Here is a 17559-nt window from a genome sequence, read left to right as displayed (position 1 = left end):
ACTACCACTCTATTTCGTCTATGGATTTTGGATTTTCATTTATGATAATATCTCTAACCTTTGCATCGTTAATCTCTATAACCCTGTCTGCAATTGGAGTTATAGCTTGATTATGGGTAATTAAAATAACTGTTGTTCCAGTTTCAATACAGGTGTTCTGTAAGAGTTTTAATACTGATTTTCCAGTTTTATAATCAAGGGCACCTGTAGGTTCATCACATAATAAAAGCTTTGGCTTTTTAGCAAGGGCCCTTGCTATTGCAACCCTCTGTTGCTCTCCACCGGAAAGTTGTGCAGGGAAGTTATCCATTCTATGTTCCAGTCCAACCTGTTTTAAAACTTCAACCGCTTCCTCTGCATCAGATACAATTTGAGATGCCAGTTCAACATTTTCCTTCGTTGTCAAATTTGGAATAAGATTATAAAATTGAAAAACAAAACCCACATCATCTCTCCTATACTGAGTAAGTTCAGTCTGATTATATTTTGAAATATCTTTTCCATCTATTATTATTTGTCCAGAATCATTCGTATCCATTCCTCCAAGGATATTAAGTACCGTTGACTTTCCTGCCCCAGAAGGCCCTACAATAATTGCAAATTCTCCCTTTTCTATGGAGAAAGTTATCTTATTATTCGCATGTATTTTATTAGTTCCTATTGTGTAGGTCTTAACATTATCTATCATTTCAACATAACTCATATTATCACCTGTCTGTACATTTTCCTTATAAAGTTTTATAATTATATTTTACCACATGAGGAGGTGGTATTACGAATTGGAATATTAGTTATGAAGACAGCAGAGAGCTTGAAAACAAAGTTTATATAGACCTTCGTTCTCCAATTGAATATAGTTGTGAACATATACCAGGTTCTATAAATCTATATCTATTAAATGATGAAGAGAGAAAGGTAGTCGGAAAAACCTATGTCAATCACTCAAAAGAAATTGCAAAGGCACAAGCAGTCTCATATGTATCAAAGAGGTTATCATATCTTGTCGAAAAAATACTAAAATATGAACATCAATATAAAAATCTTGTACTCTATTGTCAAAGGGGTGGCTACAGATCAAAATCCCTCGTGGGGCTTTTAAATGCAATAGACATCAAAGTGTATAGGCTCGAAAATGGATACAAGGGATACAGAAAATATGTTAGAGATAATTTAAATAAAATTTGCGAAGAGGTAACTTTAATTGTCCTTTCAGGAAATACAGGATGTGGAAAAACAAAAATATTGCATATGCTAAAAAATAGAGGCTATCCAGTTATAGACTTAGAAGATCTTGCTAAACATAGAGGATCTAACCTTGGTCACGTTGGACTACAACCTCAGCCTTCACAAAAGATGTTTGAATCTCTTTTACTTGAGGAATTTTTAAAATATAAAGACAAAATTATTTTTATAGAAGGCGAATCCTCAAAAGTGGGAAGCCTATACCTTCCAAAATCACTAATACAAAATATGAAAAAATCCTACTGCATAAGAGTTGACTCACCATTTGAACATAGGGTTTCAAACTTGGTTAAAGATTATGGAAACACCACTTTACAAAATGAACTCATAGATTCATTAAATCTTCTTGACGGTTATATTTCAAAAGATAATATTGAAAAATTTCAACAAAAAATATTAAATGGAGATTTAGAGGTTGTTGCAAAAGAGCTTTGCGAAAACTACTATGATAAAAAATATAAAAAAAGAGATGCTAATTTTTCCATTTTAAATACTGATGAAGAAAAATCCGTAGAAGAACTTATAAGTATTTATGAAAGCAAAAACATATAACAATAAGGGGCTAATCCCCTTTTTTGTTATCATATAAAATTTAGTTTAAACACTTGACATATACAATAAAAATCGATATTATAATTTTAGTGATAATGATTATTATTATATAAGGTGGTGAAAAAAATTTTTCAAAAACTCTTAATTCAATGTTGCGCTCCTACCCTTGCAGGAATAAAACTTGGAAACCTGTTTAGTATAAAAAAAGAATTTGTAGTAAACAGTGAAATAAAAGATTTGAATTTAAAACTGCGCTCGATAGATATTCAAATTGAGATAGTGCGAAAGCGAAAAGAAAATTTTTTAATCTATGTCTACAACGAAAAACTTTTAGAACAAAAGATGAATTGTCCGAAAATTAGAGCATTTTTACATACCTTCGGCTATTCTGATTTTCATAAAGACGGTCTACTTGAAGTACTTAAAGAAAGGCTTTCTACTGAAGATGAATTTCCACATGAAATTGGGATATTTTTAGACTACCCCCTATGTGATGTCGAAGGATTTATTAACAATAAGGGAAATAATTTTATTGTGACGGGACTTTGGAAAGTGTATGGCGATGCAAAGTCTTCGAAAAAAATTTTTGAATCTTATTGTAATTGCAAAACTTGTTTTATAGCTATGTATAATAAGGGCTATAAGACAATGGACATTATAAAAAAATATAATGGAGGTACTTATGAAGAAAATAGCGGTAGTGTATTGGTCGGGAACGGGCAATACAGAAAAAATGGCAAATGCCATAGTTGAATCAGCAAAAGAAAATGGAGCAGATGTAAGTTTATTTTTCTGTGATGACTTTAGCGCCCAAAAAATGGATGAATTCGATAGGATTGCCTTCGGTTGTCCAGCAATGGGAGATGAAGTGCTTGAAGAAGAAAGCTTTGAGCCAATGTTTTCATCTTGCGAAGAAAAAATATCAGGAAAAGAAATTGCCATATTTGGTTCCTATGAGTGGAACAGTGGCGAGTGGATGGTAAACTGGGAAAATAGAGTAAATGATAAGGGTGCAAAATTAGTTTTTCCACCTCTTCCAGCTTATGATGACCCAGATGCTAAATCAATTGAAAAATGTAAAGAACTTGGAAAAGCGTTAGCTGAATAAAAAAATTAATAATATCTTACCCAAATCTAACAAAAGAACCTTCGGGTTCTTTTTGTGTTAATATTGCTATTAATTTAAAATAAAAAATCGGAGAACTATGTCTCCGACTCTATTAGTTTAAAATATAAAGTTTTACTGTTCTTACTCCCCATTGGTAACATTCTGCAACGGAATTCATATGAAGGTCAATTTTATTTCCTTTTATTGCTCCACCAGTATCTCCGGCAATTGCATATCCATATCCTTCTACATAAACTCTTGTTCCAAGAGGAATAACTCTTGTATCTACTGCAATAACTCTTGGGTTTTGTCTAAGGTCAATTCCTGAAGCTGTTTGCCAATTAAGTCCTGGTTCGTGCATTGAGTATGCAGTTGCCTTAACTGTCATTACCTTGCTGTAACTAAAATTATTATCTCCGTCACTTAACTCTGCAACTTCAACTTCTTTAGGTTCATCTTTTTTAACTTCTTTATCTGAGATGAATTTATTTGAAACATAAGCAGTTGCATTATTATAAGAAATTCTTAACCAGTCTCCTTGAACATAGCCTGAGATTTTTTCTCCTTTAGCTAATGTTCCAACTACTTTTGAATCTGTGCTTGGGCTTGTTCTTACATTTAAGTTTTGAGAAACCCAACCAGTTCTTGCAACTTCTTTTTCAATCTTATCAATAACATTTCCTTCTAAGTCTTTTATAGGCATTTCAACTCCTGTTTCGTTAAGAACTTTTTCCACAAAGTTCTTAAAATAATTATTTGAAATGTTATTTGTTGAAACTGAATATATCTTATTAACACCAAGGTTCTTAACTCCATCAAGAACTTCGCTGTTGTTAACAAGCAACATTGGAGATTGTTGTTTTGATCCAATTACTGTAGCAAGAATTGCATCGGCATAGTTATTACCATTTGCTATAACCACGCTGTTAAATTCTCCAAATCTCTTCATTAGAGCAAGTGATGTTTCATATCTATCTTTTCCATAAATTGTATTATCATCAATTCTTGTTTTATCTTTGCCAGCTATTTCATAAACTCTTTCTTTAGCTTTTCTTGTAAGATAAGTTTCTCCACCGACAAAATAAATTTCTGAAACATTATTTTCCTTTAAGTACTTTTCTGTAGCTTCTGGAACATTTTCTCCATTTGTAAGAAGTATATTCATATCGTTCTTAACTGCAAATGCTGTTGCAGAAAGAGAGTCTGCTAAAGCTTCTCCATCAGCTATGATTATATTTCTGTGGCTGTCAAGTTTCTTTGCAAGCTCCGCAGCGGTATCAAATCTTGAAAATCCTGAAATTCTACCTTTGTAGTTTTCCAAGCCTTTAACAACTTCTTCAGGAATAGTCTTATCTCCACCTATTGCATAAACATTTTTAGCACTCTTAACTATGTTCATTGACTTTTCAGAAAGTTTTCCATTTTCTAAAAGTACAATTGTTCCATTATTTTCCCCTACAAGAACTCCTCCAGAAATACCATCTACTAAATTTTCAGAATTTAAAATATATACATTTTCTAATCCTTGAATTGAGTTAGTAATCATTTCAGAAGTTTCCGACAGTTCTTTTGAATTTACACTTATTAAATCTAAATTTTGATTTGCCAATGTTGTTGTCATAGGGCTTATAGTAACTGCTAAAGCCAATAACCCACCAGCAATTTTATTTTTTATTTTCAAATAAAACACTCCTTAAATATCTTGTAACTTTTTTGTAACCTTTTTTCATTACGTGGATATTTTAGCCCAAGGAGATTTTAGTGTCAATAAAAAGCATCAAAGAAAGGTGAAATATTAGCATTTTTAGCTGTTTTCCCTATGATTTTCACATAATTATTACTAAAACGTAACACTTTTTGTAACCTTTTTGTTGATTTTTTAAAGGTTACAAAAGGGTTACAAATTTATTACAAAATTATTAAGACTTTTATTACATTTCTGTAATATTTCTTTGTTTTAACTCTCTTTCTACCTGATAAATGTAGAGATTTAGCACTTTATCAAGTTTTAAGAAAATAGAATTAGCAATATATGAAAAAAAGTTTTTATAGTTGTTAACTTGATGAAGTGTAACTTCTGTAGAGTTATCATCTATTTTTCTAAACTTTATATCAAAAAATCCATCAATTATTTTATTGTCCATTTCGATTTTAAAATACTCTAAAGGTCTCTTCTCAATTACTTTATAACTTGTTGTTAAATCATTGTGATTAGTCTCTTCAAAGCTATTTTCACCAGTCTTTTTGAAATCGGAAATTTCGTTTCTCCAAGAGTAGTCCTCTCTATTCGTAAAAATATCATACACTTGCTCAATCGGATATTTTATTATCTTTTTTACTTCTGCTTCCTTTTTCAATTAACTTCTCCTTTTCTACTATAATTTCATCAAGTTTATTTAAATAATCTCGCATATTCAAATAGTTTCTATGATTCTCTATAAGTCCATTCTCCTTTAAAAATTTAGAAGATGAGCCCATTCCAACACCAAGTACATTTTGTACTTCTTCCATCATATAGATGTTGTATTTACATATTTTATTAGTTTTTGCAAAACCTATATTTTCAAGATTACCTAAAATCCTCTTTTGTCTATATAGATAATACGGAAAATATCCTTCCCCTTTTGAAAATTCCAAAGCACGGCACATCATCTTCTCCGCTTCAGAGTAATCTTTTTTCATAGATTTTTCCTGCATAATCTTTGACCCCTTTTTAATCGCCAAGGTATGAACAGTTAAATTGTCTGGATTTAATTTTTTTATTACACCCAAAGTATTATTGAAATCATTTAAGTTTTCATCAGGTAGTCCAATGATTAAATCCATATTGATACACGAAAAATCCATTTCTCTTGCAAGATAATACATCTTTACTAAATTATTATTGTCTTGCTTTCTTCCAATTTTTTCCAAAGTTTCTTCTTTAAAGCTTTGAGGATTAAGGGACAGTCTTTTAACATGACTGTCTTTTAAAATCTTTAATTTTTCTTTAGTTAGGGAATCCTCTCTTCCCGCTTCAACTGTAAATTCCTCTAAGGACTCAAGGTCAAAAATTTTTCCCATTTCGGTTAAAAGTTTACTTAAATCTTCAGCTTTTAATGAAGTTGGAGTTCCGCCTCCAATATATATAGTAGAAGGATTATCACCGAAAGACTTTTTTAAAATTTTCATTTCCTTTATTAAAGCTTCTATATATGGCTTTACCTTATCTCCGTTCTTTTCAAGAATCAGCGTAGAATAGGAACAATAGGAACATCTACCTGTACAAAATGGAATATTCACATAGACACTATAGGAATCTTTTTTTATATGGCTTATTATATCCTCTTGAATCTTAGAGACATCCATCAACAGCCTTGCGTTCTCTTCATTAATTAGTAAACTTTTTTCTAAATATTCCATGGTTTCTATTTCACTTTTTTCTTCCATAAGATTTCTTACAACTTTAACAGGTCTTATGCCTGTTAAAACACCCCAAGGTGCCTCCTTATGAAAAAATTTTTTGAAAAATTCTATAATAGTATACTTTACAGCCATTTTATAAGTAAAATACTTATCTAAGTTTATCTCTTCATCGCTCTTGACTAAACTATATTTTATTTTCCCATCTTCTATATATGATACTGAAATGTCCCCTTTTGTATCTACAACAATTCCTTTATCTGTATCATCAAATGTTATCTCTATATCTTCCGTTGCCATAAAGATACTAAGGGTTTCGTATATTTCAAGTCTATATTTTTCGTTATTTAATTTTATTTTCATACTTACCGCCTTTTCTTAATTATACCAAAAGCATGTGCAAATGGATTTGTATTTTAAATCAAAATTGTGTTGACAACGTGCAAAAAAAGAGAGCGTCTTCGCTCTCTTTATCAATTTACAATATCTTCTTTTCTTATTTCAATATATTCGCCCTGACTCAAATCATCTGGAAGTTTTAAATTTCCAAAACTTACCCTTTCGAGTTCCATAACTTTGTTTCCTACTTTTTCAAACATCCTCTTTACTTGATGGTACTTTCCTTCTTTTATAGTAAGGTAGCAATGTCTACTATCTATAACTTCCATGGTGGCTGGCTTAGTTATAATATTTTCTGGCATCAATTTAATTCCCTTTTCAAAGGTTAAATTATAATTTTCTTCTTCTATATCATGAGCTAAACTTACTTTGTAAGTCTTAGGCACTTCTTTTTTAGGAGATGTCAACCTGTGATTTAATTCTCCGTCGTTTGTTATTAACAAAAGTCCAGTTGTATCTTTATCCAGTCTTCCAACTGGAAAGGGATTAAATATAGCGTGTTCCTCAAGTAATAAGTCTATAACCGTCTTATCAAAAAAATCTTCTGTGGCAGAAATTACACCTTTTGGTTTATTCATGAGTAGGTAGATAAATTCTCTATATTCTATCAGCTCTCCAAAGTATGAAACCCTGTCTGTATCAGTGTCTACAATTCTTCCAGAATTTTTTTCAACTTCGTCATTTACTAAAACAGCTCCCTTTTTAGATGCTTTTTTTATTTCTGATCTTGTAGCAAAACCCATATTTGCTATAAGTTTGTCGACTCTAATCTTCATGTCTCACCACTATTTTTCTTTTGCTATTTCAACTGAAACTCTCTTACCCTTTATATGCTTATTATTTAAATTTTTAACTGCTTTTGTCGCAACTTTTGAATCTATATTTGCAAAGGAAAAGTCATCAAAAATATCTATTTGTCCAACATCTTTTCCACGAATTTTTCCTTCGTTACATAGTGCTGCAAGTATATGTTTTTGTGAAACTCCTGTTTTCTTTCCAGCGCTTATGAAAACTCTCGTGCTATTTGGTCCACCACTTCTTTGAGTTCTCTTGTCCCTTTGTCTATTGTTTCTGTCTCTTCCAGTATTTTTATTTCTGTCCCTCTTATTTCCAAATCTTGCTCTCTTATTGTTATCAACGGAATCTATCTCTTTATATTTCGATGACTTTTGCTCATTCAAAAACATCTTTAAAATTGCAGCTGCAATATGCTTAGTAGAATAGTCTTCCTCTTCAAGTAAGGATAGAAATTTCATCTCTTTTTCAAAATTATTATCATCAAGTATAGTTCTGATTTTATTCAAAAGAATGGAAGTTCTATTTTTTTCCATATCTTTAATGGTTGGTATGGATATCTTTTCTATCTTGGTTTTTGTATACTTTTCAATTTGCTTTAAATTTCCATATTCTCTTGAAGTTACAAAGGACACTGCAGTGCCTGTACGTCCAGCTCTTGCAGTTCTTCCAATTCTGTGAACATAGTATTCATTGTCCTGTGGCATATCGTAATTTACTACCATATCCACATCATCTACATCAATTCCCCTTGCAGCAACGTCTGTTGCAACCAAGATATCGATGGTGTTATTTCTAAATTTATCCATTACAGTGTCTCTTTGATTTTGTTTTAAATCACCATGAAGGCCGTCTGCAAAGTAACCTCTCGATTGAAGTTCTGAAGTAAGTTCGTCAACTTTTTTCTTGGTGTTACAAAAAACAACTGTAAGTCTTGGATTTTTAATATCTAAAATCCTTGAAAGAATCTCAGTTTTAATATCATTTCTAAGTTCCACATAGACCTGCTTTACCTTAGGAACGGTGAGTTCCTTATTTACAACCTTTACAACTTCAGGATTATATTGATACTTTTTAGCAAAATCCATTATTTCCTTTGCCATTGTAGCAGAGAAAAACAGAGATTGTCTCTCTTCTGGCACATCTTGTAGAATTAATTCTATATCTTGTCTAAATCCCATATCAAACATCTCGTCTGCTTCATCAAGGACAAAGAAATTTAAATTATCAAGTTTTAGTGACCCTCTTCTCATATGATCCATAACACGACCTGGTGTACCTATAACTATTTGAACTCCCTGTTTAAGACCACGAAGTTGACGTTCTATTGGTTGGCCACCATAAATTGGCATAACCCTTATATTTTTCATATATTTTGAAAGATTTGATATCTCCTCAGAAACCTGTATGCATAATTCACGAGTGGGACAAAGTACAAGGGCTTGAACTTTACTTGACTTAGAATTTACCTTTTCAATAATTGGTATCCCAAATGCCGCCGTCTTTCCTGTACCTGTTTGTGCCTGTCCTATAACATCCCGACCTTCTAATAGCAGTGGTATAGAATTTTTTTGTATTGGGGTAAACTCCTCAAAACCCATATCAGAAACCGCCTTCATTATCTCTTGTGACAGTTTCATATCATTTAATTCCATCATATAATATTTAATTCTCCTTTTTCATTCAATTCTCTTCTCAGTTTTATAGCACTTTCTGGATAGTCAGTAATAATATCAAGATTTTGTTTAAAGCAATATATCATATCTTTTTCCTTGTTAATCGTCCAAAGTCTTGTTGTCTTCTGTAAATTCTGTAAAAATTTTAAATCTCTTATACTCTTTCCAAGACTTGAATGAATGCCACTATATAATCTATTTCTCTGTGCTTTTAAAATCATCTTTTTGTTTTTAGGTATATCTTTTAACAAAAGATATCTCCTATTGCTTTGGTCGTACTTTTTAATCAATTTTAGACTTTTTTTATTAAATGATGAATAGATTATTTTAAATGGCAAATCTCTTTCATTTACTATCTTCGCAACTCTTTCTTCAAGACCTCTATGGAAAAACTTTTCGGTTTTAATCTCGATATTTAGAACTCCTGCGAAATTTAATTTATTAAGAAGCATAATAACCTGATTTAATGTTGGTACGACTTCTCCTTTAAATTTATCAGAAAAATATACTCCCGCATCAAAGCTTTGAATCTCTTGTAGGGTAAGTTTGTCTACAAAACCTTCTCCTGTAGTAGTTCTATCAATTGTTGCATCGTGAATAACCACAATTTCTTTATCCAAAGTCTGCCTTACATCAAGTTCTATACCGTCACTGCCAACTCTTACGGCTTCAGCAAAGGAAGCAAGGGTATTCTCTGGAGCGTTTCCACGACTTCCTCTATGAGCAAAAACCAAACTCATTTTGAAACACATCCTTTAATATGATCATTTATAACACCTATCGCCTGTAAGTAGGAATATATTATTGTAGGGCCAACAAATGAAAATCCTCTACTCTTCATGTCCTTTGAAATCTGCTTTGAAAGCTTACTCTCAGAAGGCATATCCTCCTGCCTTTCGAAATCATTTACAATCTGCTTTCCATCTGTAAATTTCCAAATATAATTATAAAAGCTTCCAAACTCTTCCTGTACTTTTAAAAAGGCTTTAGCATTTTCTATTGAGGATAAAATCTTTCTTTTATTCCTAATTATGGCTTTGTCGTTAACCAATCTATTGTACTCTATTTCATCAAATTCCGCCACTTTCAAAGGATTAAATCCTTTATATAATCTCCTGTATCCATCCCTCTTTTTCAAAATTGTATCCCAGTTAAGTCCAGCTTGAGCAGATTCCAATATGAGCATTTCAAAAAGATAGTTGTCATCTTTCGAAATCTTTCCCCACTCTTCATCATGATATTTTCTAAGCTCTTTAGACTTTAAAGCCCATGGACAAACTTTACTCTCCATAACTCACCTCATTGCATATACTTACCTATCTGCTATAATAACACTTAATGGTACTAAGGAGAAATTTATGACTAACAAATTTATTTATGCTTACTTAATTATAATCAATATAATAGCCTATCTATCATATGGTATAGACAAGAGGCGTGCAGTAAAAGACAAATATAGACTTAGCGAAGCCTACCTACTTTCGCTATCCCTATTAGGAGGTTTTGTAGGAAGTGCCTTTGGAATGAAACACTTTCATCATAAAACAAAGAAACTTTATTTTAAAGCTGTAATCATATTTTCAATTTTAATTTATGCAGCACTATTTTATTTCATTGACAGGAGGTAATAAATTTGGAAATAGAAAATAGAAGAAAGGGAATAATATACATGATATTATCCTGTGTATGGTTTGCCCTGATGCAAATTTTTGTAAAATTCACAGGTGGAAACATTCCTCTATTTGAACAAGTTTTTTTCAGAAATTTAGTGACACTTTTTTTATGTGGATTCCTATGTATAAAAAACGGTGACCCGCTACTTGGAAAAAAAGAAAATCAATTTAAATTGATAGCACGTTCCGCTTTAGGATATTTGGGAATGGTAACATATTTCTATGCAATAAATCATTTGGATTCTGCAGATGCGACAATACTACAAAAATCATCACCAATATTTGTAACTATTTTTGCCGTATTATTTTTAAAAGAAAAGATGACGAAGGGAATGCTCTTAAATTTAATTCTTTGTTTTATTGGAACACTTTTTGTCGTAAGGCCTTCCTTTGATATGGACTTTGCTCCTGCAGTAATAGGTCTTCTCTCTGCAGCATTTGCAGGTGGAGCATATACAGTTCTTGCTCACTTAAACAAACTTGAAAAGCCAAATACAATTATATTTTATTTTTCCCTGTTCTCTTTTTTAGTATCAATTCCTCTAATGGCAAATTCTTTCGTTATGCCAACTACTAAGGAGTTCATACTATTAATCGGAATAGGAGTGTTCGCAGGTCTTGGACAAATATTTATAACTCTATCCTATAGAGTCGGACAGGCATCTGAAGTTAGCATCTTTAACTACTTTACAGTTGTGTTTACCTCCCTACTTGGCTTTATATTTTTCAAAGAGATTATAAATATATTTTCGTTAATTGGAATTGTAATAATTTTTACTTCTTCCTATTTGCAATATGCAAAGTCAAATCAAAGAAGACGATAAAAAACTCGAAGCACAAGTCTTCGAGTTTTTTTATTACTTAAATAAGCCCGTTATTTACAATAAATAGTACAACAATCATCACTGGAATTACATACCTTACTGAAAAGTAAACAAAATTTGTTAGATTAGATTTGTCTATACCAAATTCAGTAATCTCTTCCATAAATTCTCCCTTTTTATAAAACCATCCTATGAATAAAACTTCCATAAAGGCTGCTACAAGAAGGAATATGTTTGCTGTTATATAGTCAAGGAAATCAAAAACAGTTTTTCCAAATATTGTAAAGTTTTCCAAATGACTTCCCATTGATAAACTTGAAAATACGCAGATTATACATATTAATCCTCCTGATATAAGGGTTGCTGAAGATCTCTTTAAACCCTTACTATCTATCAGATAAGATACTACAACCTCAAGCAGTGAAATTGTTGATGTAAGGGCTGCAAAGGAAAGCAATATAAAGAAAAGTGTTCCAAATATTCTTCCTCCATACATTCCCCCAAATACATTTGGAAGAGATATGAATACAAGTCCAGGCCCTTGAGATGGCTCAAGTCCAAATGAAAATACTGCTGGAAATATTACAACTCCTGCAAGTACTGCTATTATAGTATCCATTACCGAAATCTTTATAGCTACCTTACCAAGATTTTCTTCTTTAGGTGTATAGGAACCAAAAGTTATAATAATACCCATGCCTAAGCTCAAAGAATAAAAAGCATGTCCCATTGCAACGAGAATAGAATCTTTCTTTTCAAAAAACGAACTGAAATTTGGTTTAAAAAGAAATTTTAATCCCTCTGATGCTCCAGGAAGCATTAAAGATCTTATAGCAAGTACAACTAAAATAATTGCAAGTATTGGAAGTAATATCTTTGATGCCTTTTCTATTCCCTTTTCAATTCCATTATAAACTATAAACATTGTTAATCCCATAAATATAAAAGTGTAAACTATAGGTTCAAGACCTGCTGAAACAAAATTTTGAAATAATGCAGTTGTCTTGTCTGGAGTAATCGAACTATTAAATACATCTGTTGCTGCATTTACAATATATTTTAATGTCCAACCTGCAACAACATTATAGTAACCAAGTATTATAAATGCAGCCGCTATTCCAAGAAGCCCTGACAAATACCATTTTGTATTAGGAGCAATCTTTTTAAAACTCTTTGAAGCGTCCTCTCCACCTCTTCTTCCTATTGCCATCTCAGTGACCATTAGTGGAATTCCTATAAGCATTACCATTAAAAGATATACAATTAAAAACGCCGCTCCTCCATATTCTCCAAGTATATATGGAAATCTCCAAATATTTCCAACTCCAACCGCCGAGCCGGCGGTCGCCATTACCATCCCTATGGATGAACTAAAACCTTGTCTTTTTTTCATAACCCTCTCCTCCAATAATTAATTACGAATAATTTTAAACTATTTTTTATTAAATTGCAAGTCTTTTAAAGTAATTTTTCTTATTTTAATTAATATTTATCCTATGCTTTAGTTACACGTTTTTTAATAATCCCTAATAATTCGTATTTTATTCACCGTCGCCAATTTAGGATATCATTAAAAATTCAATATCAGCCGTTATTAAATGTCTATTTTATATGCATGATTTAATCGTTTATTCGTTAAATATTCATTTTGTAAATTTTTTAATCAAATAAAAAAACTGACCCTTATATACCCTTAGGTCAGTCTTTATTTTTTCTATTTGAAATTATCTAAGTCCATAGTATCGAGGGATTTTCCACCCTGTGTATAGAGATTGTAATAGTATCCTCTCTTTTCCATAAGCTCCTTGTGACTTCCCTGTTCAACTATTCCCTCTTCAGTAAGCACAATAATTTTATCTGCATTTTGAACTGTTGTAAGTCTATGGGCAATTGTTAAAGTAGTTCTTCCCTTAGACAACTTTTCTAAAGAGTCCTGTATAATCTTTTCACTCTTATTATCAAGTGCAGAGGTCGCCTCATCAAGTATCAAGATTGGAGGATTTTTTAAAAATACTCTCGCAATCGAAATTCTCTGCTTTTGCCCTCCAGAAAGTTTAACTCCCCTCTCTCCAACATAGGTATCAAATCCCTCTGGAAGTTCCATTATAAAGTCGTAAGCTCCTGCAAGTTTCGCAGCTTCCATAACAGATTCTCTTGAGGATCCAGGAGATCCATATTCAATATTGTCAAACACAGTTCCTGAAAACAAATATACATCCTGTTGTACCATTCCTATGTGTTGTCTTAAACTCTTTAAAGTAAAATCCTTTATATTTTGTCCATCGAGGGTTATCTTTCCATCTGTTACATCATAGAACCTTGGAATAAGATTACATATAGTAGTCTTTCCTCCTCCCGAAGGTCCTACTAAAGCAACGTTTGAATGATGTTCTACGGTCATATTCAAGTCTTTTAAAATATATTCATCGTTATCATGATATTTAAATGAAACATCATCTAAAACTATATCCCCCTTCACTTCTGTAAGTTCAACAGCACCTTCCTCATCAAATATTTCAATATCAGTTTGCATAAGTTCTGAAAATCTTTCAATTCCCGTCATTCCCCTTTGGAATTGTTCAGTAAACTCTATAATTCTCCTTACTGTTGTTAATAAAGTTGTTACAAATAGAACATAAGCTACAAGATCTCCAGGATCAATTGAACCCTTCATCATTAAATAGCCTCCAAGAATAAGCACAGTTAAATACATTAAACCTTCAAAGACTCTTGTAACCGCATTAAACCCTGCCATCTGCTTGTAAGATTCCTTCTTGATTTGTAAAAATTCTCTATTACCCTTGTCAAATTTTCTTGTTTCTTCCTCTTCATTTGTAAATGATTTTACGACTTTAACACCAAGTAAACTGTCTTCAACTTGTGAATTTATCTCCCCAATATGATTTCTTTGAGCTTTAAATGCCCTTCTCATCCTCTTTCTAAAAGTAGTTGTAGCAAATATCATTATTGGAATCATCATAAAGATTACAATTGTAAGTGGAATATTTATCCTTACTAAAATAATAAATGAAATTATAATCTTTATCGTAGCTATAAAATACTCCTCTGGGCAGTGATGTGCAAACTCTGTAACATCGAAAAGGTCATTTGTAATTCTCGCCATTATCTGTCCAATTTTTGCATCATTAAAATATGAATCAGACAGCTTGTGAAGATGATCAAAAAGATCTTTTCTCATATCAGTTTCTATTCTTGCACCCATAATATGTCCAGTTCTTTGCATATAGTAGCCAGCAAAGACTTCGATGGTTTTAATAACTAAAAACAAAAATCCTAATTTTAGTAACATTCCCATGGTTAGGGAAGCCCTGTCTTCAAGCCCCATATTAGTCATATTTCTAAGTATAAGAGGAAGTACTATTTCACTAACCGTTGTCATTGATGCGCAAAATAAGTCAAAAAATAGTACACTCTTATAAGGTTTGAAATATGGAGCAAAAATATTTATCAATTCTCTATTTGAATGAAATTTATTATTTTTCTTTTTCAATATAACCTCCTATTTTTAATTTATCCTTGTCTATCTTTTTCGGTCTAAAATTATCGTCAACACTTACCATTGTAAAAATACCTGTACTTGACAAAACATTTCTCTCTTTTATTATATTTTTAACTTCTACAGTTATGGAACTGTTTCCTATTTTTAAAACCGTTCCAGTTGAAGTGATATGTTCGCCAAGGTAAGCAGAATTTTTAAAGACCACTTCTTTACAAGCTACGGTTACAGTTTCTCCATCAATATGATGTTTAGATACATAGCCTGCAGTTTGATCCATAATTTTAAAACCTTCTCCTCCGTGGAGAAAGTCATAATAATTTAACATATCTTTTGTTATTTCAATTTCATAAGTTTCGCTATAAGCCATAAAATCACCACAAATAATCATATCATTTTTAATAATTAATATCAAAGGTGAATGAACGTAAAAAAAGAGGGGCTATCCCTCTTTAATTACTCTTCTATATTTGAGTTAGAATCTTTGTCTTCTAACTGTGTAGATTCATTTTCCTCTTGAGATTTTTCTGTTTCATCTTCTTTTTCATTTAAGATTTCCATAAACTCCTCACCAGTTATGGTTTCTTTTTTCAATAGAAACTTAGCTATCTCATGAAGTTTGTCAATATTGTCTTCAAGAATTGAAATTGCCTTAGCTTGGGCATCCTTTATTAGTTTTTCAATCATATTGTCAACCTGAGCCGCCTTTTCAGGTGAAGCTGTACTTGAAGTACTTCCATCCAAGTATTGGTTTGTTCTTGTTTCAAGGGCAACCATACCAAACTCTTCAGTCATACCATATTGGGTAATCATGGCACGGGCGAGCTTTGTAGCTCTTTCAATGTCATTTGAAGCTCCTGTAGTCTTTGTATTAAATACTACTTCTTCTGCAGAACGACCACCTGTTAAGGTTACTATTTCGTTAAATAGATCTTCCTTAGACATAAGGAATTTTTCTTCTTGCTCAACTTGCATAGTATAACCTAAAGCGCCAGAAGTTCTCGGAATAATGGTTATTTTTGTAACTGGTGCCTGATGGGTCTGAGTTGCAGCAACAAGTGCATGACCAACTTCGTGGTATGCAATAAGTTCCTTTTCTCGTGGCGATATAACCATGCCCTTCTTTTGTTGGCCCGCTATTACAACTTCAACAGATTCTGTAAGCTCTATTTGAGAAACCCTTGGCTTACCATGTTTAACCGCAAGTAGAGCCGCTTCATTTATAATATTGGCAAGTTGTGCTCCTGAAGCACCAGCAGTCATAAGTGCAATCTGTCTATAATCTACATCTTCTTCTGCCTTAATCTTTCTTGCGTGAACCTTTAATATGGCCTCACGACCTGCAAGGTCTGGCAATTCAACAGGAATTCTCCTATCAAAACGTCCTGGTCTTGTAAGAGCTGGGTCAAGTATCTCAGGTCTATTAGTTGCAGCAAGTATTACGACTCCAGTATTACCTTCAAATCCATCCATTTCATTCAAAAGCTGATTTAAAGTTTGTTCCCTTTCATCATTGCCACTAAGTCCATGGGTATCCCTTCTCTTACCGATGGCATCAATTTCATCTATAAATACAATACAAGGTGCTTTCTCTTTTGCTTGTTTAAAAAGATCCCTAACTTTTGAAGCACCCATTCCAACAAATAATTCTACAAACTCGGAACCTGACATTGAAAAAAATGGTACATTAGCTTCACCCGCAACAGCTTGAGCAAGCAAAGTCTTACCTGTTCCTGGAGGTCCTACAAGTAGTACTCCTTTTGGAAGTACAGCTCCGATTTCAGTATATTTTTTAGGATCATGTAAAAAGTCTACTATTTCTAAAAGATCATCTTTAGCTTCATCCTGTCCAGCAACATCTGCAAACCTCTTTCCAGGTTTAGACTGAACATAGACTTTTGCATTACTTTTTCCAAAACTCATGGAGTTTCCGCCCATCTTCTTGGTTAAAAACCTTGAGAAGAGCATAATAAGCCCTAAGAAAACCAAAATCTGTAATATATAAGGTAAAATAATCTTGGTAAATACATTAGAACTTTCTGATTTCCATGAAACTCCTCCGACTTCTTTCATCTTAGGAATAAGATCTTTGTCATATCCAAAATTTGTATATGGAGTTCTATATCTTCTTTCAGTCCCATCCTTGTCTTTCGCTGTGAACTGCAAAGGATCACTTAGCTCTACATAGCTTACTTGTCCTTTTTCAAGCATGGTCCAAAACTTATCATAGGTTACCTCACTGACTGCGCCCTTTGAAAACATAGGGAGTATTGCAGAAAATATAAGGCTCCACAAGATAAGTCCAAGTAGAATCATAGTTATGGAATTGGGTCTAAAATCATTAGGGAATTTTGAATTTCCCTTTTTCATC

17 protein-coding genes are annotated in these 17559 nt (G+C 32.3%); 5 read left to right on the top strand and 12 right to left on the bottom strand.

Annotated elements, in window-relative coordinates:
- Nucleotide 1 precedes the first annotated feature (1 nt).
- Entirely contained in the window at nt 2–703 is a 702-nt protein-coding gene (locus tag BN2746_RS04680; protein WP_055078679.1) for an ABC transporter ATP-binding protein, read from the bottom strand.
- A 68-nt stretch (nt 704–771) separates the two neighbouring features.
- On the opposite strand from BN2746_RS04680, the gene mnmH reads away from it, so the two are divergent.
- The 3 genes from mnmH (at nt 772) to BN2746_RS04665 (ending at nt 2902) form a co-directional block, all read left to right on the top strand.
- A complete protein-coding gene (mnmH, locus tag BN2746_RS04675) occupies nt 772–1794 on the top strand; it encodes a tRNA 2-selenouridine(34) synthase MnmH (RefSeq protein ID WP_077064929.1) in 1023 nt (340 codons plus the stop codon).
- Nucleotides 1795–1911: 117 nt separating this feature from the next.
- Nucleotides 1912–2547: a DUF3793 family protein gene (locus tag BN2746_RS04670; RefSeq protein ID WP_055078677.1), complete on the top strand. Its 636-nt coding sequence runs from the start codon at nt 1912–1914 to the stop codon at nt 2545–2547.
- Complete coding sequence (locus tag BN2746_RS04665; RefSeq protein WP_055078676.1) at nt 2477–2902, top strand: flavodoxin; 426 nt, start codon at nt 2477–2479, stop codon at nt 2900–2902. The genes BN2746_RS04670 and BN2746_RS04665 overlap by 71 nt, the downstream gene beginning before the upstream one ends.
- Nucleotides 2903–3014: 112 nt before the next feature.
- On the opposite strand, the gene BN2746_RS08930 is transcribed toward BN2746_RS04665, so the two are convergent.
- The 7 genes from BN2746_RS08930 to BN2746_RS04630 all read right to left on the bottom strand — a co-directional run bounded on the left by BN2746_RS08930 (nt 3015) and on the right by BN2746_RS04630 (nt 10465).
- Nucleotides 3015–4583 (bottom strand): cell wall-binding repeat-containing protein, encoded by a 1569-nt coding sequence (locus tag BN2746_RS08930; protein WP_082420206.1) that lies wholly within the window; start codon nt 4581–4583, stop codon nt 3015–3017.
- A gap of 250 nt (nt 4584–4833) precedes the next feature.
- A complete protein-coding gene (locus BN2746_RS04655) occupies nt 4834–5259 on the bottom strand; it encodes a hypothetical protein (RefSeq protein WP_055078675.1) in 426 nt (141 codons plus the stop codon).
- Nucleotides 5213–6667, bottom strand: coding sequence for a coproporphyrinogen dehydrogenase HemZ (gene hemZ, locus BN2746_RS04650; protein WP_055078674.1), 1455 nt, complete (start codon nt 6665–6667; stop codon nt 5213–5215). The genes BN2746_RS04655 and hemZ overlap by 47 nt, the downstream gene beginning before the upstream one ends.
- A 110-nt stretch (nt 6668–6777) precedes the next feature.
- Nucleotides 6778–7479: a pseudouridine synthase gene (locus tag BN2746_RS04645; RefSeq protein ID WP_231718323.1), complete on the bottom strand. Its 702-nt coding sequence runs from the start codon at nt 7477–7479 to the stop codon at nt 6778–6780.
- Nucleotides 7480–7488: 9 nt separating this feature from the next.
- Entirely contained in the window at nt 7489–9153 is a 1665-nt protein-coding gene (locus BN2746_RS04640) for a DEAD/DEAH box helicase (RefSeq protein ID WP_055079410.1), read from the bottom strand.
- A complete protein-coding gene (locus BN2746_RS04635) occupies nt 9153–9914 on the bottom strand; it encodes a glycerophosphodiester phosphodiesterase family protein (protein ID WP_055078673.1) in 762 nt (253 codons plus the stop codon). The genes BN2746_RS04640 and BN2746_RS04635 overlap by 1 nt, the downstream gene beginning before the upstream one ends.
- On the bottom strand, nt 9911–10465 hold the full coding sequence (locus BN2746_RS04630; protein WP_055078672.1) for a DNA-3-methyladenine glycosylase I: 555 nt from the start codon (nt 10463–10465) through the stop codon (nt 9911–9913). The genes BN2746_RS04635 and BN2746_RS04630 overlap by 4 nt, the downstream gene beginning before the upstream one ends.
- Before the next feature lie 67 nt (nt 10466–10532).
- On the opposite strand from BN2746_RS04630, the gene BN2746_RS04625 reads away from it, so the two are divergent.
- Together BN2746_RS04625 and BN2746_RS04620 are read left to right on the top strand one after the other, a co-directional pair.
- A complete protein-coding gene (locus BN2746_RS04625; RefSeq protein WP_055078671.1) occupies nt 10533–10802 on the top strand; it encodes a DUF1294 domain-containing protein in 270 nt (89 codons plus the stop codon).
- A 5-nt stretch (nt 10803–10807) separates the two neighbouring features.
- Complete coding sequence (locus BN2746_RS04620) at nt 10808–11671, top strand: DMT family transporter (RefSeq protein WP_055078670.1); 864 nt, start codon at nt 10808–10810, stop codon at nt 11669–11671.
- A gap of 37 nt (nt 11672–11708) precedes the next feature.
- On the opposite strand, the gene BN2746_RS04615 is transcribed toward BN2746_RS04620, so the two are convergent.
- The 4 genes from BN2746_RS04615 to ftsH form a co-directional block, all read right to left on the bottom strand.
- Entirely contained in the window at nt 11709–13064 is a 1356-nt protein-coding gene (locus tag BN2746_RS04615; protein WP_055078669.1) for a sodium-dependent transporter, read from the bottom strand.
- Nucleotides 13065–13385: 321 nt separating this feature from the next.
- Complete coding sequence (locus BN2746_RS04610) at nt 13386–15182, bottom strand: ABC transporter ATP-binding protein (protein ID WP_055078668.1); 1797 nt, start codon at nt 15180–15182, stop codon at nt 13386–13388.
- Nucleotides 15166–15558, bottom strand: coding sequence for an acyl-CoA thioesterase (locus tag BN2746_RS04605; RefSeq protein WP_055078667.1), 393 nt, complete (start codon nt 15556–15558; stop codon nt 15166–15168). The genes BN2746_RS04610 and BN2746_RS04605 overlap by 17 nt, the downstream gene beginning before the upstream one ends.
- Before the next feature lie 86 nt (nt 15559–15644).
- Nucleotides 15645–17558 carry an ATP-dependent zinc metalloprotease FtsH gene (gene ftsH, locus BN2746_RS04600; protein WP_055078666.1) on the bottom strand — a complete coding sequence of 638 codons (1914 nt, stop codon included), beginning with the start codon at nt 17556–17558 and terminating at the stop codon, nt 15645–15647.
- Nucleotide 17559 lies beyond the last annotated feature (1 nt).

It is taken from the genome of Lagierella massiliensis (genome assembly GCF_001407835.1).
GTDB classification, from domain to species: domain Bacteria; phylum Bacillota; class Clostridia; order Tissierellales; family Peptoniphilaceae; genus Mediannikoviicoccus; species Mediannikoviicoccus massiliensis.
The sequence above is the reverse complement of the archived record's forward strand: the minus strand, read 5'-3'. Positions and strand labels throughout refer to the sequence as shown.

Coding starts and splice junctions, on each gene's coding strand:
- BN2746_RS04680 (WP_055078679.1), bottom strand. CDS start 703: ATGAGTTATGTTGAAATGATAGATAATGTTAAGACCTACACAATAGGA.
- BN2746_RS04665 (WP_055078676.1), top strand. CDS start 2,477: ATGAAGAAAATAGCGGTAGTGTATTGGTCGGGAACGGGCAATACAGAA.
- hemZ (WP_055078674.1), bottom strand. CDS start 6,667: ATGAAAATAAAATTAAATAACGAAAAATATAGACTTGAAATATACGAA.
- BN2746_RS04645 (WP_231718323.1), bottom strand. CDS start 7,479: ATGAAGATTAGAGTCGACAAACTTATAGCAAATATGGGTTTTGCTACA.
- BN2746_RS04640 (WP_055079410.1), bottom strand. CDS start 9,153: ATGGAATTAAATGATATGAAACTGTCACAAGAGATAATGAAGGCGGTT.
- BN2746_RS04635 (WP_055078673.1), bottom strand. CDS start 9,914: ATGAGTTTGGTTTTTGCTCATAGAGGAAGTCGTGGAAACGCTCCAGAG.
- BN2746_RS04630 (WP_055078672.1), bottom strand. CDS start 10,465: ATGGAGAGTAAAGTTTGTCCATGGGCTTTAAAGTCTAAAGAGCTTAGA.
- BN2746_RS04625 (WP_055078671.1), top strand. CDS start 10,533: ATGACTAACAAATTTATTTATGCTTACTTAATTATAATCAATATAATA.
- BN2746_RS04615 (WP_055078669.1), bottom strand. CDS start 13,064: ATGAAAAAAAGACAAGGTTTTAGTTCATCCATAGGGATGGTAATGGCG.
- BN2746_RS04605 (WP_055078667.1), bottom strand. CDS start 15,558: ATGGCTTATAGCGAAACTTATGAAATTGAAATAACAAAAGATATGTTA.
- ftsH (WP_055078666.1), bottom strand. CDS start 17,558: ATGAAAAAGGGAAATTCAAAATTCCCTAATGATTTTAGACCCAATTCC.